This window comes from Serratia sp. NGAS9 (assembly GCF_009905295.1).
GTDB lineage: Bacteria > Pseudomonadota > Gammaproteobacteria > Enterobacterales > Enterobacteriaceae > Serratia > Serratia bockelmannii.
Genome location: NZ_CP047605.1, coordinates 4369528 through 4388649 on the forward strand (window position 1 = coordinate 4369528; position 19122 = coordinate 4388649).

A 19122-nucleotide genomic window follows, 5' to 3' on the forward strand; every position below is an offset into this window, starting at 1 on the left:
GCGCCCGCCAAAGCCCGCCTTTCCGGCAGCGGCTTGAAAGGCGGCGGGTATAGCCGCATACTGGCGGCTGTTTATTTTCTCACCCATTGATTACCTTATACTAACGCCATGAATTTACAGCACCATTTTCTGATCGCCATGCCAACGCTGCAGGATCCTCGCTTCAAGCGCTCGGTGATTTACATTTGCGAGCACAATGAAGAAGGCGCCATGGGTTTGGTGATCAATAAACCGGTGGAGCAGTTCACGGTAGCCACGGTGCTGAGCAAGCTGAAGATCATGCCGCCTGCGCGCGATCCGGCCATCAGCCTGGACAAGCCGGTGTTCGCCGGCGGCCCCCTGGCGGACGATCGCGGGTTTATCCTGCATACGCCGCGCCACGGCTTCGGCGCCAGCATTCAAATTTCGCCCAACACCATGATCACCACCTCGAAAGACGTGCTGGAAACGCTCGGCACGCCAGAGCAACCGGACGACGTGCTGGTGGCGCTGGGTTATGCGGGCTGGGAAAAGGGCCAGTTGGAGCAGGAAGTATTGGAAAACGCCTGGCTGACCATCGAAGCCAACACCGACATTTTGTTCCGCACGCCGATCGCCAGCCGCTGGCGCGAGGCGGGGAACCTATTGGGTATCGACATTCGCAGCATCGCCAACCACGCAGGACACGCCTGATGAGCAACCGCACCATTATCGCCTTCGACTTCGGCACCAAAAGCATTGGCGCGGCCATCGGCCAGGAGTTGACCGGCAGCGCCCGCGCCCTGCCGGCCTTCAAAGCGCAGGACGGCTCGCCGGACTGGCTGAAAATTGAAAAACTGCTGAAGGAGTGGCAGCCGGATTTGGTGGTGGTCGGCCTGCCGCTGAACATGGACGGCACCGAACAGCCCGTTACCGCCCAGGCGCGCAAGTTCGCCAACCGCCTGCACGGCCGCTTCGGCATCCAGATCGATCTGCATGACGAGCGCCTGAGCACCGTGGAAGCGCGCGCCAACCTGTTCGACCGCGGCGGCTTCCGCGCCCTTGATAAAGGCAGCGTGGATTCCGCCTCCGCGGTAGTGATCCTCGAGAGCTGGTTCGAACGGCAGCTGGGCTAAACACCCGTTCCCTCCCCCGCACAGTCCCCCAACACACCGGCGTCAATCCGCTGCTGCAAACCTTGCTCAAAGGTTTGCATGCCGGACTGTGCGCCGGTTTGCAACACGCTCGCCAACTGATGCGTTTTCCCTTCGCGGATCAGGTTGCTGACCGCCGCCGTCGCCGTCAGCACTTCGAAGATCGCCACGCGTCCGCCGCCGGGCCGCCTCATCAGCTTTTGCGCGATCACCGCCTGCAGACTGCCGGCCAGCTGGGCGCGCACATAGGGTTTTTCTTCCGCCGGAAACACGTCCACTAACCGTTCCACTGCCTGCGACGCGCTGCGGGTGTGCAGCGTCGCCAGCACCAGGTGGCCGGTCTCCGCCGCGGTGAGCGCCAGCCGGATGGTGGTGGTATCGCGCAGCTCGCCCAGCAGGATCACATCAGGATCTTCGCGCAGCGCGGCGCGCAACGCCGCATCAAAGCTGTGGCTGTCGCGGCCGATCTCCCGCTGCTGGATCAGCGATCGCCGGCTGCGGTGCAGGAATTCAATCGGATCCTCCAGCGTCAAAATGTGCCGCTGCTGGTGCCGGTTGATCTCGTCGATCATCGCCGCCAGCGTGGTGGACTTGCCGCTGCCGGTGGCGCCGGTGACCAGGAGAAGCCCATCGTCGCGCCGCAGCAGCGCCGGCACGATGGCCGGCGCTGCCAGCTCGGCAAGCGAGGGCGACTGCCCGGCGATGCGCCGCAACGCGAGAGACATCCCCGCGCTTTGCTGAAAAACGTTGGCACGCAGCCGCTCTCCACTCGGCCTGTGCAGCGCCAGATCGACCTGCCCCAGCCGCCGCAGGCTCTCGCGCTGCTGCGCATTCAGCAATCCATCGCAGAGGGCCTGCGCGCCTTGCGCCGTCAGCGTTGGCGCCGCCGCCAGCGGCTGCAGTTCACCGTCGATGCGCAACATCGGCGGATGACCGGCACAAAGGTGCAGATCGGAAGCATTATGCTTTACACTAAGGGCCACGAATTCATCGATATCCATATCACTCTCCCGGGTCAATAATGAGCACTATCCAACAGAACCTGCAGGATGTCAGAAACCGCATCGCGGCCGCCGCGCAAAACTGCGCGCGGGCGCCAGAAGAAGTTGCTCTGCTTGCAGTCAGCAAAACCAAACCTGTGGCGGCGATCGAAGAAGCCATCGCCGCCGGCCAGCGCGCCTTCGGCGAGAACTACGTGCAGGAAGGGGTAGACAAGATCCGGCATTTCGCCGAGTCGCCTCAGGGCGGTGAGTTGGTGTGGCACTTTATCGGCCCGCTGCAATCCAATAAGAGTCGGCTGGTGGCAGAACATTTCGCCTGGTGTCATACCGTGGATCGGCTGCGCATCGCCCAGCGCCTGAGCGATCAGCGCCCGGCCGACATGCCGCCGCTCAACGTGCTGATTCAAATCAACATCAGCGATGAACAGAGCAAATCCGGCATTGCATTAAGCGAACTGCCGGCGCTGGCCGAGGCGATCGCTGCGCTGCCGAACCTGACGCTGCGCGGCCTGATGGCCATCCCGGCGCCGGAAGCGGATTACCAGCGGCAGTTGGCGGTATTCAACCAGATGAACGACGCCTTTCTCGCCCTGCGCCAGCGTTATCCGCAGGCCGATACGCTGTCGATGGGCATGACGGACGATATGGCGGCAGCGATTGCCGCAGGCAGCACCCTGGTGCGCATCGGCACCGCAATTTTTGGCGCCCGCGACTACTCGCAGGCCTGACAAACAGACGAGGGATTTGATGCAACATCGCAAGATTACCTTTATCGGCGCCGGCAACATGGCGCGTGCAATCATCGCCGGCCTGGTGGCGGGCGGCTATCCGGCCAAATCCATCAGCGTCTGCGCCCCTTCGGCGAAAAACCGTGACGCGCTGGCGGCGGACTACGGCATCGTCAGCAGCGGCGACAACGTCGCCTGCGCGCGTGAAGCCGAGGTGGTGGTGCTGGCGGTCAAACCGCAGATGATGGCCGACGTGTGTCAGCCGCTGCGCGAACAGGTCGATTTCGGCGGCAAACTGGTGCTGTCGATCGCCGCCGGTATTCAGGTCAGCCGTTTCTATCAGCTGCTCGGCGACCAACTGGACATCGTGCGCATCATGCCCAACACCCCGTCGCTGGTCGGCAAGGGCATGAGCGGGCTGTACGCGCCGGCGCAGGTCAGCCAACAGGATCGCGACTACACCGGCGATTTAATGGCGTCGGTCGGTAAAGTTTGCTGGGTAGATGACGAAAATGGCATCAACGGCGTGATCGCCGCCGCGGGCAGCGCCCCGGCTTATTTCTTCCTGTTTATGGAAGCGATGCAAAAAGAGGCCGAACGCATGGGCTTCGACAGCCAGACCGCGCGCGATCTGGTGCAGCAGGCCGCTTCCGGTGCTGCCGCCTTGGTGGAAGCCAACCCGGATACGCCGCTGGGCACGCTGCGCGAGCAGGTGACTTCCAAAGGCGGCACCACCGCCGAAGCGCTGCGGGTGTTCAACGAACGCCAACTGCCGGAAACCGTGGCGCAAGCGATGCAGGCCGCCGTTTCTCGTGCGCAAGAAATGGAAAAATTATTTTAAATAACCATGAGTTAAGGAGAAGGACCACTTCATGCTAACGCTGACTTTCCTGGTCAAGACCGTTATTGATCTGTACGTGATGGTGCTGTTGCTGCGCATTTGGATGCAATGGACGCGCACCGATTTTTATAACCCGTTCTCGCAGTTTGTGGTGAAGATCACCCAACCGGTGGTCGGCCCGCTGCGCCGCATCATCCCATCGCTGGGGCCTATCGACAGCGCTTCTCTGCTGCTGGCGTTCCTGTTGATGACCATCAAGTACCCGCTGCTGCTACTGATCCAGGGCGGCGCGATATCGCTCAGCCCGTATAACCTGCTGTTCGGCCTGATCTCGCTGGTCAAGTCCGCCGGCTACCTGATCTTCTGGGTGATGATCATTCGTGCGCTGATGAGCTGGGTAAGCCAGGGCCGCAGCCCGATCGACTACGTGATGTACCAGCTGACCGAACCGTTGATGGCGCCGATCCGTCGCATCATTCCGGCGATGGGCGGTATCGACTTTTCCGCCATGGTGGTGATCCTGATCCTCTATCTGATCAACTACCTGGGCATGGATCTGTTCGGCGAGATCTGGTTCCTGCTGTGAGTGCCATCACTCCGGTGCTGGACGGGCTGGCGATCAGGCTATATATTCAGCCGAAAGCCAGCCGCGACCAAATTATCGGCTTGCATGGCGACGAACTAAAAGTCGCCATCACCGCCCCGCCGGTCGACGGCCAAGCCAACGCCCATTTGATCAAGTTTATCGCCAAGCAGTTCAAAGTGGCGAAAAGCAACGTCACCATCGAGAAAGGCGAACTGGGGCGGCATAAACAGTTACGCATCGTGAATCCGCAACAGATCCCCGCCGTGGTCGCGGCGCTCATCGAATAATTTTCAAGGTAGTCATTATGCAAAAAGTCGTTCTTGCCACCGGTAACCCGGGCAAAGTGCGCGAACTTGCCGACCTGTTGGCCGATTTCGGCCTGGACGTGGTCGCGCAAACCGATCTGGGCGTGGAATCCGCCGAAGAGACCGGCCTGACGTTTATCGAAAACGCCATTCTGAAAGCGCGCCATGCGGCACAGGTCACCGGCCTGCCGGCGATCGCCGACGACTCCGGTCTGGCGGTCGACGCGCTGGGCGGCGCGCCGGGCATCTACTCCGCACGCTACGCCGGTGAAGACGCCGACGATCGGCAGAACCTCGACAAGCTGCTGGCGGCGATGAAAGACGTGGCGCCGGGCCGGCGCGGCGCGCAATTCCACTGCGTGCTGGTCTATCTGCGCCATGCGCAAGATCCGACGCCGCTGGTGTTCCACGGCAGTTGGGCCGGCGAAATCACCGAACAGGCCGCCGGCGAAGGCGGCTTCGGTTACGATCCGGTCTTCTACGTGCCGGAACTGAGCCGCACCGCCGCCGAGCTGGGCCGCGACGAGAAACGGGCGATTTCGCACCGCGGCAAGGCGCTGAAGTTGATGTTGGAAGCCATGCGCAATGCTTAAACTGCCCCCGCTGAGTCTCTACATCCACATCCCGTGGTGCGTGCAGAAATGCCCGTACTGCGACTTCAACTCCCATGCGCTGAAGGGTGACGTACCGCATCAGGAGTACGTCGATCATCTGTTGGCGGATCTGGATGCCGACCTGCCGCTGGCCGGCGGCCGGGAAATCAGCACTATCTTTATCGGCGGCGGCACCCCTAGCCTGCTGAGCGCCGAGGCGATGCAGGCCTTGCTGGACGGCGTGCGGGTGCGCATTCGCGTCGCCGACGACGCCGAAATCACCATGGAGGCTAACCCCGGCACCGTGGAGGCCGATCGCTTCAGCGGCTACCAGCGCGCCGGCGTCAACCGCATCTCCATCGGGGTGCAAAGCTTCAGCGCCGAGAAGCTGAACCGCCTGGGGCGCATCCACGGCCCGGAAGAGGCCAGACGCGCGGCGACGCTGGCGACCGGCCTCGGCCTGCGCAGCTTCAACCTCGATCTGATGCACGGCCTGCCGGATCAGTCGCTGGAAGAGGCGCTGGACGATTTGCGCCAGGCTATCGCCCTCAATCCGCCGCACCTGTCGTGGTATCAGCTGACCATCGAGCCGAACACCCTGTTCAGCTCGCGCCCGCCGGTTTTGCCGGACGACGACGCGCTGTGGGACATCTTCGAACGCGGCCACCAGCTGCTGAGCGCCGCCGGCTATCAACAGTATGAAACCTCGGCCTACGCCAAGCCGGGCTTCCAATGCCAGCACAACCTCAACTACTGGCGCTTCGGCGACTACCTGGGGATCGGCTGCGGCGCGCACGGCAAGGTGACCTTCAGCGACGGGCGCATCCTGCGCACCGCCAAGACCAAGCACCCGCGCGGCTTTATGCGCGGCGACTACATGGACAAGCAGCATGAGGTGGCGGCGGCGGATCGGCCGTTCGAGTTCTTCATGAACCGCTTCCGCCTGCTGGAAGCCGCGCCGCGCGCCGACTTCGTCAACTACACCGGGCTGGCGGAAAGCGTCATTCGCCCGCAGCTGGACGAAGCGCTGGCCAAAGGCTATCTGGAAGAAACCGCGGAGCATTGGCAAATTACCGAGAAGGGCAAACTGTTCCTCAACTCGCTGCTGGAACTGTTCCTGGCGGACGACGAATAAAAAAAAAGCGCTGAATGATCAGCGCTTTTTTTCATGTTCAGGCGGCATTATGAGGGCGGTGCGTCACGTCGCCACGCCCCTTCAGCAATCCCTCAACGGAAACATCCTCGTCCAACGCGTCCCAATGGATGCCGCGAGCGCTGAGCTCATACCCCGCCCGCTGTTCTTCCGTCGCGTTCAACAAACGGGGAAACCAGGCCAGCGGCACGCCAATAATTCTGGCGTCACTTAGTTCGACCCACATCGTCGTATCGTCAAAGCTGACGCGTTTAGCCGAAATACTCATGCCAAGCCTCCAAAAACAATGCCTGATAGGTATCAACCAGACCAGCCAACTCTTTTAGCGTTCTGGCGTTAAAGCCATCATTACGCGCCAACTGCACGCCAGGAACCAACCAAAATTTCGCTTCAGCCTCAGCGTCTCTGATATGAACATGCGGCGGCTCAAGCGGGTCACCCTCATTTGAATAAAAAAAGAACCTATAGCCTTTATAACGGAATATCACTGGCATCAATGCAAAATCCTTTTGCCGATTGATTATAGTTTAGCCAGTTTCTCAGATAGCCGTCGTGAGGTCAAAGAACGCACGGCGGCTATGCCTATCCGTTACTTCAACGCCTTCAGCAAATCCTTGCGCTGGGTTTCCAGTGCGGTGACGCGGTTGCACACGTCATGACCGAAGTTCTGGAAGTCCTGCTCCTGGTTGTTCCATTCGTTCTGGATCGCCTTCTGCAAGCCGCCCAGGTTGCCCATGATCGCCTGCAGCGGGTTGCCGCCGCTGTTGGCGGCCTGTTTGACGCCCATTTCGTTCAGGCTGTCCTGCAGCACCCCGCCCATGCTCTGCTGCACGATGTTGCGGCCGTCCTGCTCCACCTGGTCAATCGCCTGGTGGTGGAAGGTCAGGCCGTCGCTGCGGTGTTCGATGATGCGGTTCATCTGCTGTTTCAGCTGGCCGTTCAGGGTGGTCAGCCGGTTGCGCACGTTGCTGTTGCTGCCCAGCTCTTTGACGATCACCTTATCCAGCGCCGAGCGGGCTTTCTCCAGGTGCTTCTGCGCGCCGTCGTCGATCCACGGCAGCTGCTTGCGCAAGGCGCTCTGGTAACTGAAGGCTTTCTGCCGCTGGCTGTCGCTCAGGCTCAGCGCCTGGCCGTTGCGGATCACGTCGCCATCCGGCGAAATTTGCAGGTCGCCGCTGGCGCCTTTCACCTGCACGCTCTGCGGGCTGATGATCACATCATCCTGGGGTTTAACGCTGCATTGGTACTCGGCGTGGGCCTGTGCGGCAGTCGCCGCCAGCAGCAGTAAGGCTAACCCGGTTTTCTTCAACATAGCTTCTCCTGACTCCCATCCAGATTGGGATTAAAAAATCGAACGACCGATACGTTGAGACAACAGTTCCAGCGCCGCAGTTCCCGCCAGCGAGTTGCCGGAAGCATCCAGTTCCGGCGACCAAACGACGATCGACAGTTCGTCCGGCACGATGGCCACGATGCCGCCGCCCACGCCGGACTTGCCCGGCATCCCCACCCGATAGGCGAATTCGCCGGCGCCGTCGTACATGCCGCTGGTCATCATCAGGGCGTTGATCTGCCGGGCCTGCAGCGGGCTGATCACCGCCTCGCCGCTGAGATCGCGGCCGTGATTGGCCAGATAGACGAAGCTGCGCGCCAGTTCCACGCAGCTCATGCGCAGCGCGCAGTAGTGGAAATAGGTTTGCAGCACGGTAATCACATCGTTCTCGAAGTTGCCGAACGACTTCATCAGATAGGCGATGGCCGCATTGCGATCGGAGTGTTCGAACTCGGAGCGCGCCACCCGCAGGTCATAGGCCAGGTCGTCTTCACCGGCCAACTGACGCACCACCTCCAGCATGCGCTGTTTGGGGGCGCTGAGCCGGGTTTGCAGCATGTCGCACACCACCAGCGCGCCGGGGTTGATAAACGGATTGCGCGGTTTGCCCTGCTCCATCTCCAGCTGCAGCAGCGAGTTGAACGGCAGGCCAGAAGGCTCTTTGCCGACGCGCCGCCAGATCTCAGGCTCCTGATAGCGCGTCAGCGCCAGCGTCAGGCTCAGTACTTTGGAAATCGACTGGATGGAGAAGCGCTCCGCGGCGTCGCCGGCCTGGAACAGTTCGCCGTCCACCGTGCAGACGGCGATCGCCAGCCGATCGGCGGGCACTTCCGCCAACGCCGGGATGTAGTCGGCCACTTTCCCCTGGCCAATCAACGGGCGCACCTGTTGCAGGATCTCCTCCAGCAACGCGTTATCCAATGTTGTTACCACCTCGGTCACACTCCGGGCAAAACAAAGGCGCCGTTAAGGCACCTTAAATCCATCCCCGTCATACTTGAATCCGCATCTGTGTTGGCTGCGAGCGCTCACCCCAGTCACTTACTGAAGTAAGCTCCTGGGGACTCACACTCTTGCCGCCGTGATGCAAATCCAATTATTTAGGGGGAAATAAGCGGCGCGAAGCCGCGCTCATCGGGCAAACGCGATCAATCCCACCAGATATCGAACAGATCGCTGACCTTCACGTCGGTCAGTTTGCGCGCTTCCAGCCAGTTTTTCACCAGTTCGCGATGCTCGTCGGTGCAGTGGCCGATCTTCTGCAGGCAGATCAGACCTTCCCACTGCAGGTAGCCGCTGCCGTCAAACGCCAGACCGTTCGGCTCGATCACTTCATCGATGAAGGTATCGAGCGTGCTGTCGATATCTTCCACCGACGTGCCTTCGGCGAAGCGCCAGGCTACGGAGAAACCCAGCTCCTGAAATTCTTCAATGTGCAACTTTTTACGTAAACGACGACTGCGGTTCTTAGCCATTATTCTTTCCTCTCAAACATCAAGTCCCAAACGCCATGTCCCAGGCGCTGGCCGCGTAATTCAAATTTCGTCAGTGGGCGCGAATCCGGACGCGGCACATAATCATTATCGCTGGAAAGATTACGGTAGCCTGCGACCCCGTTCATAACCTCTAACATATGTTCCGCATAAGGTTGCCAATCGGTGGCCATGTGGAAGACCCCGCCGGTCTTCAGCTTGCGCAGCACCAGTTCGACAAACGGCGTTTGCACGATGCGGCGCTTGTTGTGGCGCGCCTTGTGCCACGGATCGGGGAAGAACAGCTGCACCATGTCCAGCGAGCCGTCCGGGATCATGTTTTCCAGCACTTCAACCGCATCGTGGCACATCACGCGCAGGTTGCTCAACTTCGCCTCGTGGGCGTCGGCCAGGCAGGCACCCACGCCCGGCGAGTGCACTTCGATCCCTAAAAAGTTCTGCTGCGGGTTGTTGCCCGCCATGGTCACCAGCGAGGCACCCATGCCAAAACCGATCTCCAGCACCGTCGGCGCTTCGCGGCCAAACAGCGCAGCGAGATCGACAGCGTCAGTCTGATACTCCACGCCCATCACCGGCCAATAGTTCTCCAGCGCGTGCTGCTGGCCTTTGGTCAGCCGCCCCTGGCGGCGGACAAAACTGCGGATACGGCGCATCGCGCGGCCGTTCTCATCAAATTCCGGGGAGATGACGTCATTAATCATAGTGCTTTCTGTCTGTTTGGCTGCCAATTAGGGAAACGCGCATTATGCAAAGATACATTGGTTTAGCAAGTGTTCATCTTCTGTACCCGCCGTACGGCGTCGGAAAGTTCCGGTTTACAGCACCATGACTCTATGCTGCAATCTCGCTTCATTTTCTGCCGGATAACGACGCTGCTCATGATGCAAGCACAACAATTCGCACAGGTGGTGCTTGACTGGTACCAGCGCTACGGCCGCAAGACCCTGCCATGGCAGCTGGAGAAAACCGCCTATCAAGTATGGCTCTCCGAGGTGATGTTGCAACAGACCCAGGTTGCCACCGTCATTCCTTATTTTCAGCGCTTTATGGCCCGTTTTCCTAACGTGCGCGCGCTGGCGGAGGCCCCGCTGGACGAAGTGCTGCATCTGTGGACCGGTCTCGGCTATTACGCCCGCGCCCGTAACCTGCACAAGGCGGCGCAGACCATTGTCTCACAGCACGGCGGCGAGTTCCCGACAACCTTCGCAGAAATCGCCGATTTGCCGGGCGTTGGCCGCTCTACCGCCGGCGCGGTGCTGTCGTTGGCGCTGGGCCAACACTATCCGATCCTCGACGGCAACGTGAAGCGCGTGCTGGCCCGCTGCTACGCGGTGGAAGGCTGGCCGGGCAAGAAAGAGGTCGAAAACCGGCTGTGGAAAATCAGCGAAGAAGTCACCCCGGCCCAGGGCGTCGGCCAGTTCAACCAGGCGATGATGGATCTGGGCGCCATGGTCTGCACCCGCTCCAAGCCCAAGTGTGAACTCTGCCCGCTCAACGTCGGCTGCCTGTCTTACGCCAATCACAGCTGGGCCAACTACCCCGGCAAGAAACCCAAGCAGACCCTGCCGGAAAAAACCGCCTACTTCTTATTGCTGCAGCACGGCAACCGAGTGTGGCTGGAACAGCGCCCGGCGGTGGGCCTGTGGGGCGGCCTGTTCTGCTTCCCGCAGTTCAGCGCGCGCGTGGATTTGGAACTCTGGCTGCAGCAGCGCGGTCTGAAAGGCAAGCGCCTGGAACAGCTGACCGCGTTTCGCCACACGTTCAGCCATTTCCATCTCGATATTGTGCCGATGTGGCTGTCGCTCGACGCGGCGGGCAGCGGCATGGATGAGGGCGCGGGTCTCTGGTATAACTTAGCGCAGCCGCCGTCGGTCGGGCTGGCAGCGCCGGTAGATCGCCTGTTGCAACAGCTGGCGAAGCAGCCCCCGATCCAACAAAACTTATATGGCGATAGCGCCATCGATGAGGAATTAGCATGAGCCGCACCATTTTTTGTACTTTCCTGCAGCGCGACGCCGAAGGCCAGGACTTCCAGCTTTATCCCGGCGACGTCGGCAAGCGCATCTACAACGAGATCTCCAAGGAAGCCTGGGGCGAGTGGATGAAGAAGCAGACCATGCTGATCAACGAGAAGAAGCTGAACATGATGAACGTGGATGACCGCAAGCTGCTGGAAGAGGAAATGATCAAGTTCCTGTTCGAAGGGCACGACGTACACATCGAAGGCTATACGCCGCCGAGCGAATAATGCTGTTGGGGCCAGGCGCTGGCCCGCTTCAATCCTCTTATACTTCTTCCAAACGGCTTTAAGATGAAGAAAATTTTAGCTTTGCTCGTAATAGCGCCTTTGCTGATCTCCTGTTCCGGCAAAAAAAGTGAAGAAATCAACGAAGCCTGGATCAAAGATACCAACGGCTTCGACATTCTGATGGGCCAATTTGCCCACAACATCGAGAACATCTGGGGTCTGAATGAAGTTCTGATCGCCGGGCCGAAAGACTACGTTAAATATACCGACCAATACCAAACCCGCAGCCACATCAACTTCGACACCGGCGCCATTACCATCGAGACCATCGCCACCACCGATCCGGCTGCGCACCTGCGCCAGGCGATCATCAGCACGCTGCTGATGGGTGACGATCCGGGTTCGATCGACCTCTATTCCGACGCCAACGATATCCAGATCAGCAAAGAGCCGTTCCTGTACGGCCAGGTGCTGGATAACAAGGGCGCGCCGATCCGCTGGGAATGGCGCGCGGCGCACTTCGCCGATTACCTGCTGCAGACCAAGCTGCAAAAACGCACCTCCGGCCTGCACGTGATCTACTCGGTCACCATCCAACTGGTGCCGAACCACCTGGACAAACGTGCGCATAAATACCTGCCGATGGTGCGCAAGGCGTCGGAAAAATACGGCGTGGACGAGTCGCTGATCCTGGCTATCATGCAGACCGAATCGAGCTTCAACCCGTATGCGGTGAGCGGTTCGGACGCGCTGGGCCTGATGCAGGTGGTGCAGCACACCGCCGGTAAGGATGTGTTCCAGATGCGCGGCAAATGGGGCACCCCGAGCCGCAGCTACCTGTTCGATCCGGAGAACAACATCGACACCGGCACCGCCTATCTGGCGATCCTGCAGAACAACTACCTGGGCGGCATTCAGAACCCGACCTCGCGCCGCTATGCGGTGATCACCGCTTACAACGGCGGCGCAGGCAGCGTGCTGCGGGTGTTCTCCAGCGACAGAACGCGTGCGGTGGGCATCATCAACGGCATGCAGCCGGGCGACGTGTACCAAACGCTGACCACCAAGCACCCGGCCGCCGAGTCGCGCCGCTATCTGGTGAAAGTAAATACCGCGCAGAAGAGCTACCGCAGAAAGTAACGCTTCCCGCGTGGATAAATGAGAAGGGCCGGTGCGAACCGGCCCTTTTTCTATGGCTTGATCATATAGCCGAAGATGCGCTTCCAGCCGTGATCTTTTTTCTCGATGTAGACTCCCTGCAGCTCCGGCGAGAAGCCCGGCAGGCGGTTGATGCCCTCTTCCAACGCCAGGAAATAGCGCTGCACCGCGCCGCCCCACACTTCGCCCGGCACCACGCACAGCACGCCCGGCGGGTACGGCAAGGCCCCCTCCGCCGCGATGCGCCCTTCCGCCTGGCCGATCGGCACCAGCTCGACGTTGTCGCGGATAAACTCCACGTTGGCGTCCTGCGGGTTCATCACCACCGGCGGGAAATGATCCTGGCGGAACATCTCTTTTTGCAGCTGCTTGACGTCGAAGCTGACGTACAGATCGTGCATCTCCTGGCACAGCCGGCGAATGCTGTAGCCACGATAGCGCTGCTCGTTCTTGCGGTACACCGTTGGCAGCACCACGCTCAGCGGCGCGTCTTCTGCAACATAGCGCTCGAACTGCGCCAGCATCTCCACCAGCTGTTCCATCTTGGCCGGGTTTTCCGCCGGAGTCAGCAGGAACAGGATCGAGTTGAGATCGCACTTCTCCGGCACGATGCCGTTCTCGCGCAGGAAGTTGGCCAGAATGGTGGCCGGCACGCCGAACTCGGTGTATTGGCCAGTCGCGGCGTCAATCCCCGGCGTGGTCAGCAGCAACTTGCACGGATCCACCAGATACTGATCCTGGGCATAGCCTTCGAAGCCGTGCCACGTTTCCCCCGGTACGAAGGTGAAGAAACGCGCGTCGTTGGCAATCAGATCGGTATCGTAATCCTGCCAGTCCTTGCCCGCCACCTGCAGCGGAATAAACGGCTTCAGCTGCGAGCAGCGCGTGAGCAGCTGTTTACGCGTCTCGATGCCCAGCTTGACGCAGTCCATCCACATGCGACGTCCGGCGGCGCCGGCATGCATCTTGGCGTTGACGTCCAGCGCGGCGAACAGCGGATAGAACGGGCTGGTCGACGCATGCAGCATGAACGCATTGTTCAGATGCTTATGGTTGCAGTGGCGCTTCTGCCCTTTGATATGGTCGTCTTTCTTGTGGATCTGCGAGGTCTGCGAGAACCCCGCCTGCTGTTTATGCACCGACTGGGTGACAAAAATGCCCGGATCGTGCTCGTCCAGCTCCAGCAGCAGCGGCGAGCACTCTTTCAGCATCGGAATAAAGCCTTCGTAGCCCACCCAGGCGGAGTCGAACAGGATGTAATCGCACAGGTGGCCGATGGTGTCGATCACCTGGCGAGCGTTGTAAATCGTGCCGTCGTAGGTACCGAGCTGAATGATCGCCAGCCGGAACGGCCGTGCCGCTGCGGCTTTCTCCGGCGCCACTTCGCGGATCTGCTCGCGCAGGTAGCGTTCATCGAAGCAGTGCGCATCGATACCGCCGATAAAGCCGAACGGGTTGCGGGCGGTTTCCAGATAGACCGGCGTGGCCCCAGCCTGGATCAGCGCCCCGTGGTGGTTGGATTTGTGGTTGTTGCGATCGAACAGCACCAGATCGCCACGGGTCAGCAGCGCGTTGGTCACCACCTTGTTGGCCGCCGAGGTGCCGTTGAGCACGAAGTAGGTTTTATCGGCGTTGAACACCCGCGCCGCGTGCTTTTGCGCATCCTTGGCCGATCCTTCGTGGATCAGCAGATCGCCCAGCTTGACGTCGGCGTTGCACATATCGGAACGGAACAGGGTTTCACCGTAGAAATCGAAGAACTGCCGACCGGCCGGGTGTTTGCGGAAGAACTCTCCGCCCTGATGCCCCGGGCACGCAAAGGTCGAGTTTTCCATCTCGACGTAGGTCTTCAGCGTTTTGAAGAACGGCGGCAGCAGCGCCTGCTCGTAGGCGTCGGCGGCGGCCTCCAGCTGCGCCATGTAGAATGGCTTGCTGGCGCCGGCCAGCAGCGCGAAGACCCCGCTGACAAACGGCAGATAATCCGGGGAAAGATGCTCGTCCCCTTCCACCGCCACGAAGGTCGGAATATCGAACCCCGTCGCCTGCAAGCGCGCCAGAATGCCGGCGTCCACGTCGGCGACCGACACCACCACCGCCGCCACGTCAGTGTAGTCCGTCTGCTCTACGCGCACGATCTGGCGCAGCGTCTCAATGGTGGCGACCAGGCTGGCGCTGGTCGCGATTTTCAATTCTTTCATCATGCTGACTCTCAAACGGTGAAGGATGAGGGTGTGCCACCGGCACGGTAATGAGATAACGCGGTTATCCCGGTAAAAGCGATACCCGGGCACGGCAGCATAAGCGGCGTGCGTGACCGGCTCATGATCGGGGGATCATCAGGCGGCTATCGGGGGAACTGGTCTTGGCAGCATCCGACAGGCATCAGTAAAATCAGGGCAGAAGCGCTGGCTTTACGCATGCCTAACAGCGAGCATCAGGCGGCCTTACCGCATGGCCGGCAGGCGTATTCGGGCGGAGGACGTGCGGAGGAAACAACGACGGAACGGTGACGGCGTCAGATGTCTGGTGCGCAGCAGCGCTTGAGCAACAAAACCAGTCATGCCAATAACCCTCTGGCTTATAAGAAGCGGGAACACCGTCAGGGAACGGAGAGTGCTAAAATTTGCGCAATGATTGCATGATTCGTTGCGGGGTTCAAGCAAGAATCGTCTTGATTGAACGCCTATTGAACCAAGCATAACTAATTGTTATTTAATTTAAAAACAAGAAATCACGCATTTTAAAGTGGTATAAATACACGTTTTATATGCATATTTATTGAGTAGCGTTGGCTCCCTGCGCCACTCCCTTTTTGGTTATCTGCCTGAAAATAGAGCAACCGATCGGCTTTGTGACAGAAAGCGATTGACGCCATCCGGCCAATACGGTTTAATGCGCCCCGTTGCCCGGATAGCTCAGTCGGTAGAGCAGGGGATTGAAAATCCCCGTGTCCTTGGTTCGATTCCGAGTCCGGGCACCATATTCAGAAGAACCCGCCTATGGCGGGTTTTTCGCTTTCTGGAGTACGGACTCTCCATCGAACTGCGTTCGATTATTCGGTCTGAAGACCTCACCCTGCGGGCCAGCGCTGAAGCGCTGTTCAACACGGCGCCAGCGCCGGTTGTCCGAGTCCGGTCGCCCTATTCAGAAGAACCCGCCTATGGCGGGTTTTTCGCTTTCTGGAGTACGGACTCTCCATCGAACTGCGTTCGATTATTCGGTCTGAGACCTCACCCTGCGGGCCAGCGCTAAAGCGCTGTTCAACACGGCGCCAGCGCCGGTTGTCCGAGTCCGGTCGCCCTATTCAGAAGAACCCGCCTATGGCGGGTTTTTCGCTTTCTGGAGTACGGACTCTCCATCGAACTGCGTTCGATTATTCGGTCTGAGACCTCACCCTGCGGGCCAGCGCTAAAGCGTTGTTCAACACGGCGCCAGCGCCGGTTGTCCGAGTCCGGTCGCCCTATTCAGAAGAACCCGCCTATGGCGGGTTTTTCGCTTTCTGGGGTACGGATTCCCCATCGCTTCATCCGATGGGGTGTAACTTCGCATTACAGGTGGACTCTCTCGAAAGAGCGCCCCTAATCCCCAACTACCCGAACGTCAAACGAACGCGCTCATATTCCGTGTTTATTGAGTGTTTTATTGTCGAACGGTGATGGGAGACAGTTACGAACATATAACCGCATCCCATTGTTAAATAATAATATATTGCACAAAAACTAGGAACATTCCGAATAAAAACGACATTACTGTCAATTCATTCATATGGGGCTATGCTGAATTTTACCCATTGATAAGGCATTTTTAACCTATTCCGCTGCCAACACGAAATAATGGAGGATCCGGCGACAATGGCCATTGATATGTATATGAAAGTTGAAGGAATGACGGGCGAGTCCCAAGACAGCAATCATAAAGGATGGACCGACGTACTTTCGTTTAACTGGGGCGCTTCACAGCCAGGAAATATGGCTGTTGGCGGCGGGGGTGGCTCCGGAAAAGTGAATTATCAAGACCTCCGTATTCAAGCCCTTATCGACAAATCTACGCCCGCTATTCTCAAATATTGTTCCAGTGGAAAACATGTCGCGAAAATCGAGCTTTCCGTATGCAAAGCGGGCGGCAACCAGGTGGAGTATTCCAAAATCGTTCTCGAAGACGTTCTGGTGACGCAAACTGATTTTAACGGTGTAGGCCAAAATGATGCGATCGTGGTTGATTACGCCTTCCAGGCGTCAAAAGTCACCATGAGTTACTGGGAACAAGGCAGCAGCGGCACTAAAGGCGCGGAAAGCAAATCTGGTTGGGATATCAAGCAGAATAAAGAGAGCTAAGCGCATTCTGGCACCTAACAATACGTTAATGATCGGGTGATAAAATCATGGCAATGGATATGTTTTTAAAAGTTGAAGGCATTAATGGTGAATCGAAAAATGCGAATCACAAGCAATGGATCGATGTCTTTTCCTTTAACTGGGGCGCGCGACAGCCTGGCAATATGGCCGTTGGCGGCGGCGGCGGTGCGGGTAAAGTGAACTTTCGCGATCTGACCGTACAGGCTCTGATAGATAAAGCAACACCTGCCTTATTGAAATACTGCTCGGCCGGTAAACATCTCGCCAAGGTGCAGTTGTCTCTTTGCAAAGCCGGTGGGCAGGAAGTGGAATATACCCGCATTACCCTGGAAGATGTATTGGTGACTCATACCGACTTCATCGGTGTCGAGCACGGTTCCACGCTAGGCATTGAGTACTCTTTTCAGGCCGGTAAAGTGTCGATGGAATACTGGGAGCAAGCGAAGCAAGGTAATAAAGGGGCTTCGGTGCAGATGGGCTGGGATATTAAGCAAAATAAAGAAAGCTAATCACATTACGGTGCATATCGTAATGACGGGGGCATTATGGCATTTCCTAAGTCACATGAAATTTTAGCTCTGACATCGCAACACGAATCGAATAATCGGGTGTCGGCCAACTTTTTGACCCGCGAGATTTTAAATGAGGCGCTGATCCTCGTCAGGTCTCTGTCACCAGAAGAAGTCTTTCGATTAACAAAAACGGAGACCGGCCAGATCGCGTTTACGCTGGGTGAACTCAAAGATGAAAACAACCGCCGGTTGACAGCCAATACTATTGAGTCAGGACAACGACCAGGCGGAAGAATTAATCACCTGGATAACCGAATTAATGTCTCTTTTCCCGGAACCTCATGGCAAATGGGAGCCCGTGTTCAGCATTTTGAGAATATCGCATCGAGTACCGTAGGCGGGGCCGGTCTGGTTTTGATCGCGGGATTATGGACGGGAGCCGGTTCTGGCGTTGGCAGCATTTTAGGCCGAAATGCCGCCCAGCTCGCTGTAGTGACAGGTACTTATTTGGGTAAACGCTTCGTGACCAATAAAACCATGGTCGTGAATCAGATGGCGGCGCATATCAAAAACCTTGCCGATATGTTTAACTCTACCCACAATGCCTTTAATGATTTCAAGTTTGAAAGCGCAGCCAAACGCGCACAATACAGCCCCGATCCTCAAGCAGAGTACCCTATTACATTTGAACAAAAAGTCACGGATAATAATGCAGTTCCTGCTAACTATGCCGAGACCATTCAGGCCATCGTGCGCCGTTTTGTAACGGGAACCTACGAGCGTGTAGATATCGTCGGCCAGGGCGATATGTTTATAAAAGTTTTTTTCAGCGATGGGGAACTGGACATTTCGAAAGCCCAGTATGACTATCTCAGCAATTTGAAGCTCCCGTGATTGATCAACCTGGCAGGTCTTCACGCTTGTGGCGCAACGGTAGCCATTCAGTCCAGGGGGCAAAAATGCCTCGAGCTGACCAAAAGATTTTTATTGTCGGTAAGAATGGTCAATGATGATGACAAGGCAGATTGCCGGATCGGATTCAACCGTTGCGCCAGCGTGGCCAGGTTTTTCACACTCGCCTCGAGCAAGCGTCCTCTCCGGCCAGCCTTTGCCCGGCATTAATTAAACGAACCCTAACACCGGTAGTTAACGCGAACCATCCGCGCCCATAGGGTGATGCAACTCGGGGTAAAATATTGCCGTTCGGGGGGCAACAAGAAGAGATAAAGGTACAGAAGTGTGCGTATCACCTTAGTGAAAGAGTGTGATACCCTGCCGCAAAAAACAAAATAACACATTGAATTTAATGATAAAAACTAAATCACAACGCGCAGATTTCATAATTTCACTTCCGATTTCATCTTTGCAAAAAGCATCCTGCCTCTAATATCACGTTATTTCACCTTCCCCGTGCCTATTTTAAGGCTATTCTAAGCAACGAATACACCGATCCCGGCAATGCAATGGCATAGACACCAGAAAAGCAGATAAGAACTCATACGGTGGGCATCCTCCCTGGTGGCCGTTTTCATGGCTTGATGAATCAGGGAGAGATCGGATTTTTACTTAGGAATATTCATTAAATACACGCGCAAAACCTTCATAGGAATTTTCATGGAAAGAAATACACCCGTAGCCTTTACCTAATGCGCTACCGAATTCTAAACGGGCATTTAAAAGTGCGGTATTTTTGGCCAGCACACC

The 19122-nt window shown here is 58.0% G+C and carries 22 protein-coding genes and 1 tRNA gene; 15 read left to right on the top strand and 8 right to left on the bottom strand.

Annotation, left to right across the window (positions count from 1 at the left end):
• Positions 1-108 precede the first annotated feature (108 nt).
• Both GUC32_RS20780 and ruvX read left to right on the top strand, forming a co-directional pair.
• Positions 109-672, top strand: coding sequence for a YqgE/AlgH family protein (locus GUC32_RS20780; protein ID WP_004937452.1), 564 nt, complete (start codon positions 109-111; stop codon positions 670-672).
• Entirely contained in the window at positions 672-1094 is a 423-nt protein-coding gene (ruvX, locus tag GUC32_RS20785; protein WP_025304246.1) for a Holliday junction resolvase RuvX, read from the top strand. Before GUC32_RS20780 ends, ruvX begins: the two co-directional genes overlap by 1 nt.
• On the opposite strand, the gene GUC32_RS20790 is transcribed toward ruvX, so the two are convergent.
• Positions 1091-2113: a type IV pilus twitching motility protein PilT gene (locus tag GUC32_RS20790; protein WP_049208392.1), complete on the bottom strand. Its 1023-nt coding sequence runs from the start codon at positions 2111-2113 to the stop codon at positions 1091-1093. The genes ruvX and GUC32_RS20790 overlap by 4 nt on opposite strands.
• Positions 2114-2133: 20 nt before the next feature.
• Between GUC32_RS20790 and GUC32_RS20795 the strand changes: the two genes are divergently transcribed.
• From GUC32_RS20795 to hemW, 6 genes are read left to right on the top strand one after another with little or no spacing between them, the layout of a single operon-like run.
• Positions 2134-2841, top strand: a complete 708-nt coding sequence (locus tag GUC32_RS20795) for a YggS family pyridoxal phosphate-dependent enzyme (protein WP_192974193.1) — start codon at positions 2134-2136, stop codon at positions 2839-2841.
• Positions 2842-2860: 19 nt separating this feature from the next.
• The gene (proC, locus tag GUC32_RS20800) at positions 2861-3682 is read left to right on the top strand and encodes a pyrroline-5-carboxylate reductase (RefSeq protein WP_025304249.1); all 822 of its coding nucleotides are present in this window, start codon (positions 2861-2863) and stop codon (positions 3680-3682) included.
• Positions 3683-3713: 31 nt separating this feature from the next.
• Positions 3714-4268, top strand: coding sequence for a YggT family protein (locus GUC32_RS20805; RefSeq protein WP_025304250.1), 555 nt, complete (start codon positions 3714-3716; stop codon positions 4266-4268).
• Positions 4265-4555 (top strand): DUF167 family protein YggU, encoded by a 291-nt coding sequence (gene yggU, locus GUC32_RS20810; protein WP_049208390.1) that lies wholly within the window; start codon positions 4265-4267, stop codon positions 4553-4555. Before GUC32_RS20805 ends, yggU begins: the two co-directional genes overlap by 4 nt.
• A 17-nt stretch (positions 4556-4572) precedes the next feature.
• Entirely contained in the window at positions 4573-5166 is a 594-nt protein-coding gene (locus GUC32_RS20815) for an XTP/dITP diphosphatase (RefSeq protein ID WP_049208389.1), read from the top strand.
• The gene (gene hemW, locus GUC32_RS20820; protein WP_169541176.1) at positions 5159-6301 is read left to right on the top strand and encodes a radical SAM family heme chaperone HemW; all 1143 of its coding nucleotides are present in this window, start codon (positions 5159-5161) and stop codon (positions 6299-6301) included. The genes GUC32_RS20815 and hemW overlap by 8 nt, the downstream gene beginning before the upstream one ends.
• Before the next feature lie 37 nt (positions 6302-6338).
• Here the strand turns inward: hemW and GUC32_RS20825 are convergent, their stop codons facing one another.
• From GUC32_RS20825 to trmB, 6 genes are all read right to left on the bottom strand, one after another.
• Positions 6339-6587 carry a DUF2442 domain-containing protein gene (locus GUC32_RS20825; protein WP_025304253.1) on the bottom strand — a complete coding sequence of 83 codons (249 nt, stop codon included), beginning with the start codon at positions 6585-6587 and terminating at the stop codon, positions 6339-6341.
• The gene (locus tag GUC32_RS20830; protein WP_004937418.1) at positions 6571-6813 is read right to left on the bottom strand and encodes a DUF4160 domain-containing protein; all 243 of its coding nucleotides are present in this window, start codon (positions 6811-6813) and stop codon (positions 6571-6573) included. The genes GUC32_RS20825 and GUC32_RS20830 overlap by 17 nt, the downstream gene beginning before the upstream one ends.
• A gap of 95 nt (positions 6814-6908) precedes the next feature.
• The gene (locus GUC32_RS20835; RefSeq protein WP_025304254.1) at positions 6909-7631 is read right to left on the bottom strand and encodes a DUF2884 domain-containing protein; all 723 of its coding nucleotides are present in this window, start codon (positions 7629-7631) and stop codon (positions 6909-6911) included.
• A gap of 30 nt (positions 7632-7661) precedes the next feature.
• Complete coding sequence (gene glsB / locus GUC32_RS20840; protein ID WP_004937414.1) at positions 7662-8585, bottom strand: glutaminase B; 924 nt, start codon at positions 8583-8585, stop codon at positions 7662-7664.
• Between the two features lie 215 nt (positions 8586-8800).
• Positions 8801-9127, bottom strand: coding sequence for a YggL family protein (locus tag GUC32_RS20845; protein ID WP_004937412.1), 327 nt, complete (start codon positions 9125-9127; stop codon positions 8801-8803).
• Positions 9127-9846, bottom strand: a complete 720-nt coding sequence (gene trmB / locus GUC32_RS20850; protein ID WP_049204213.1) for a tRNA (guanosine(46)-N7)-methyltransferase TrmB — start codon at positions 9844-9846, stop codon at positions 9127-9129. Before trmB ends, GUC32_RS20845 begins: the two co-directional genes overlap by 1 nt.
• Positions 9847-10023: 177 nt before the next feature.
• Between trmB and mutY the strand changes: the two genes are divergently transcribed.
• The 3 genes from mutY (at position 10024) to mltC (ending at position 12533) form a co-directional block, all read left to right on the top strand.
• Positions 10024-11124, top strand: coding sequence for an A/G-specific adenine glycosylase (gene mutY, locus GUC32_RS20855; RefSeq protein ID WP_170311447.1), 1101 nt, complete (start codon positions 10024-10026; stop codon positions 11122-11124).
• The gene (locus GUC32_RS20860; RefSeq protein WP_004937404.1) at positions 11121-11393 is read left to right on the top strand and encodes an oxidative damage protection protein; all 273 of its coding nucleotides are present in this window, start codon (positions 11121-11123) and stop codon (positions 11391-11393) included. The genes mutY and GUC32_RS20860 overlap by 4 nt, the downstream gene beginning before the upstream one ends.
• A gap of 63 nt (positions 11394-11456) precedes the next feature.
• Entirely contained in the window at positions 11457-12533 is a 1077-nt protein-coding gene (gene mltC, locus GUC32_RS20865) for a membrane-bound lytic murein transglycosylase MltC (protein WP_004937402.1), read from the top strand.
• Between the two features lie 50 nt (positions 12534-12583).
• Here the strand turns inward: mltC and speF are convergent, their stop codons facing one another.
• Complete coding sequence (speF, locus tag GUC32_RS20870) at positions 12584-14749, bottom strand: ornithine decarboxylase SpeF (RefSeq protein WP_049208424.1); 2166 nt, start codon at positions 14747-14749, stop codon at positions 12584-12586.
• A gap of 706 nt (positions 14750-15455) precedes the next feature.
• Here speF and GUC32_RS20875 point away from each other — a divergent pair.
• From GUC32_RS20875 to GUC32_RS20890, 4 genes are all read left to right on the top strand, one after another.
• Positions 15456-15531, top strand: a tRNA-Phe gene (locus GUC32_RS20875).
• Positions 15532-16402: 871 nt separating this feature from the next.
• On the top strand, positions 16403-16885 hold the full coding sequence (locus tag GUC32_RS20880; RefSeq protein ID WP_025304260.1) for a type VI secretion system tube protein Hcp: 483 nt from the start codon (positions 16403-16405) through the stop codon (positions 16883-16885).
• A gap of 47 nt (positions 16886-16932) precedes the next feature.
• Positions 16933-17415, top strand: a complete 483-nt coding sequence (locus GUC32_RS20885; RefSeq protein WP_025304261.1) for a type VI secretion system tube protein Hcp — start codon at positions 16933-16935, stop codon at positions 17413-17415.
• 36 nt (positions 17416-17451) lie between these two features.
• On the top strand, positions 17452-18312 hold the full coding sequence (locus GUC32_RS20890; protein WP_225735547.1) for a hypothetical protein: 861 nt from the start codon (positions 17452-17454) through the stop codon (positions 18310-18312).
• Positions 18313-19122 lie beyond the last annotated feature (810 nt).

Bases quoted from the DNA above. Each gene is read 5' to 3' on its own strand.
- GUC32_RS20780 (WP_004937452.1), top strand. From the start codon at position 109: ATGAATTTACAGCACCATTTTCTGATCGCCATGCCAACGCTGCAGGAT.
- ruvX (WP_025304246.1), top strand. From the start codon at position 672: ATGAGCAACCGCACCATTATCGCCTTCGACTTCGGCACCAAAAGCATT.
- GUC32_RS20790 (WP_049208392.1), bottom strand. From the start codon at position 2,113: ATGGATATCGATGAATTCGTGGCCCTTAGTGTAAAGCATAATGCTTCC.
- GUC32_RS20795 (WP_192974193.1), top strand. From the start codon at position 2,134: ATGAGCACTATCCAACAGAACCTGCAGGATGTCAGAAACCGCATCGCG.
- proC (WP_025304249.1), top strand. From the start codon at position 2,861: ATGCAACATCGCAAGATTACCTTTATCGGCGCCGGCAACATGGCGCGT.
- GUC32_RS20805 (WP_025304250.1), top strand. From the start codon at position 3,714: ATGCTAACGCTGACTTTCCTGGTCAAGACCGTTATTGATCTGTACGTG.
- GUC32_RS20815 (WP_049208389.1), top strand. From the start codon at position 4,573: ATGCAAAAAGTCGTTCTTGCCACCGGTAACCCGGGCAAAGTGCGCGAA.
- hemW (WP_169541176.1), top strand. From the start codon at position 5,159: ATGCTTAAACTGCCCCCGCTGAGTCTCTACATCCACATCCCGTGGTGC.
- GUC32_RS20825 (WP_025304253.1), bottom strand. From the start codon at position 6,587: ATGAGTATTTCGGCTAAACGCGTCAGCTTTGACGATACGACGATGTGG.
- GUC32_RS20830 (WP_004937418.1), bottom strand. From the start codon at position 6,813: ATGCCAGTGATATTCCGTTATAAAGGCTATAGGTTCTTTTTTTATTCA.
- GUC32_RS20835 (WP_025304254.1), bottom strand. From the start codon at position 7,631: ATGTTGAAGAAAACCGGGTTAGCCTTACTGCTGCTGGCGGCGACTGCC.
- GUC32_RS20845 (WP_004937412.1), bottom strand. From the start codon at position 9,127: ATGGCTAAGAACCGCAGTCGTCGTTTACGTAAAAAGTTGCACATTGAA.
- trmB (WP_049204213.1), bottom strand. From the start codon at position 9,846: ATGATTAATGACGTCATCTCCCCGGAATTTGATGAGAACGGCCGCGCG.
- mutY (WP_170311447.1), top strand. From the start codon at position 10,024: ATGATGCAAGCACAACAATTCGCACAGGTGGTGCTTGACTGGTACCAG.
- GUC32_RS20860 (WP_004937404.1), top strand. From the start codon at position 11,121: ATGAGCCGCACCATTTTTTGTACTTTCCTGCAGCGCGACGCCGAAGGC.
- mltC (WP_004937402.1), top strand. From the start codon at position 11,457: ATGAAGAAAATTTTAGCTTTGCTCGTAATAGCGCCTTTGCTGATCTCC.
- speF (WP_049208424.1), bottom strand. From the start codon at position 14,749: ATGAAAGAATTGAAAATCGCGACCAGCGCCAGCCTGGTCGCCACCATT.
- GUC32_RS20880 (WP_025304260.1), top strand. From the start codon at position 16,403: ATGGCCATTGATATGTATATGAAAGTTGAAGGAATGACGGGCGAGTCC.
- GUC32_RS20885 (WP_025304261.1), top strand. From the start codon at position 16,933: ATGGCAATGGATATGTTTTTAAAAGTTGAAGGCATTAATGGTGAATCG.
- GUC32_RS20890 (WP_225735547.1), top strand. From the start codon at position 17,452: ATGGCATTTCCTAAGTCACATGAAATTTTAGCTCTGACATCGCAACAC.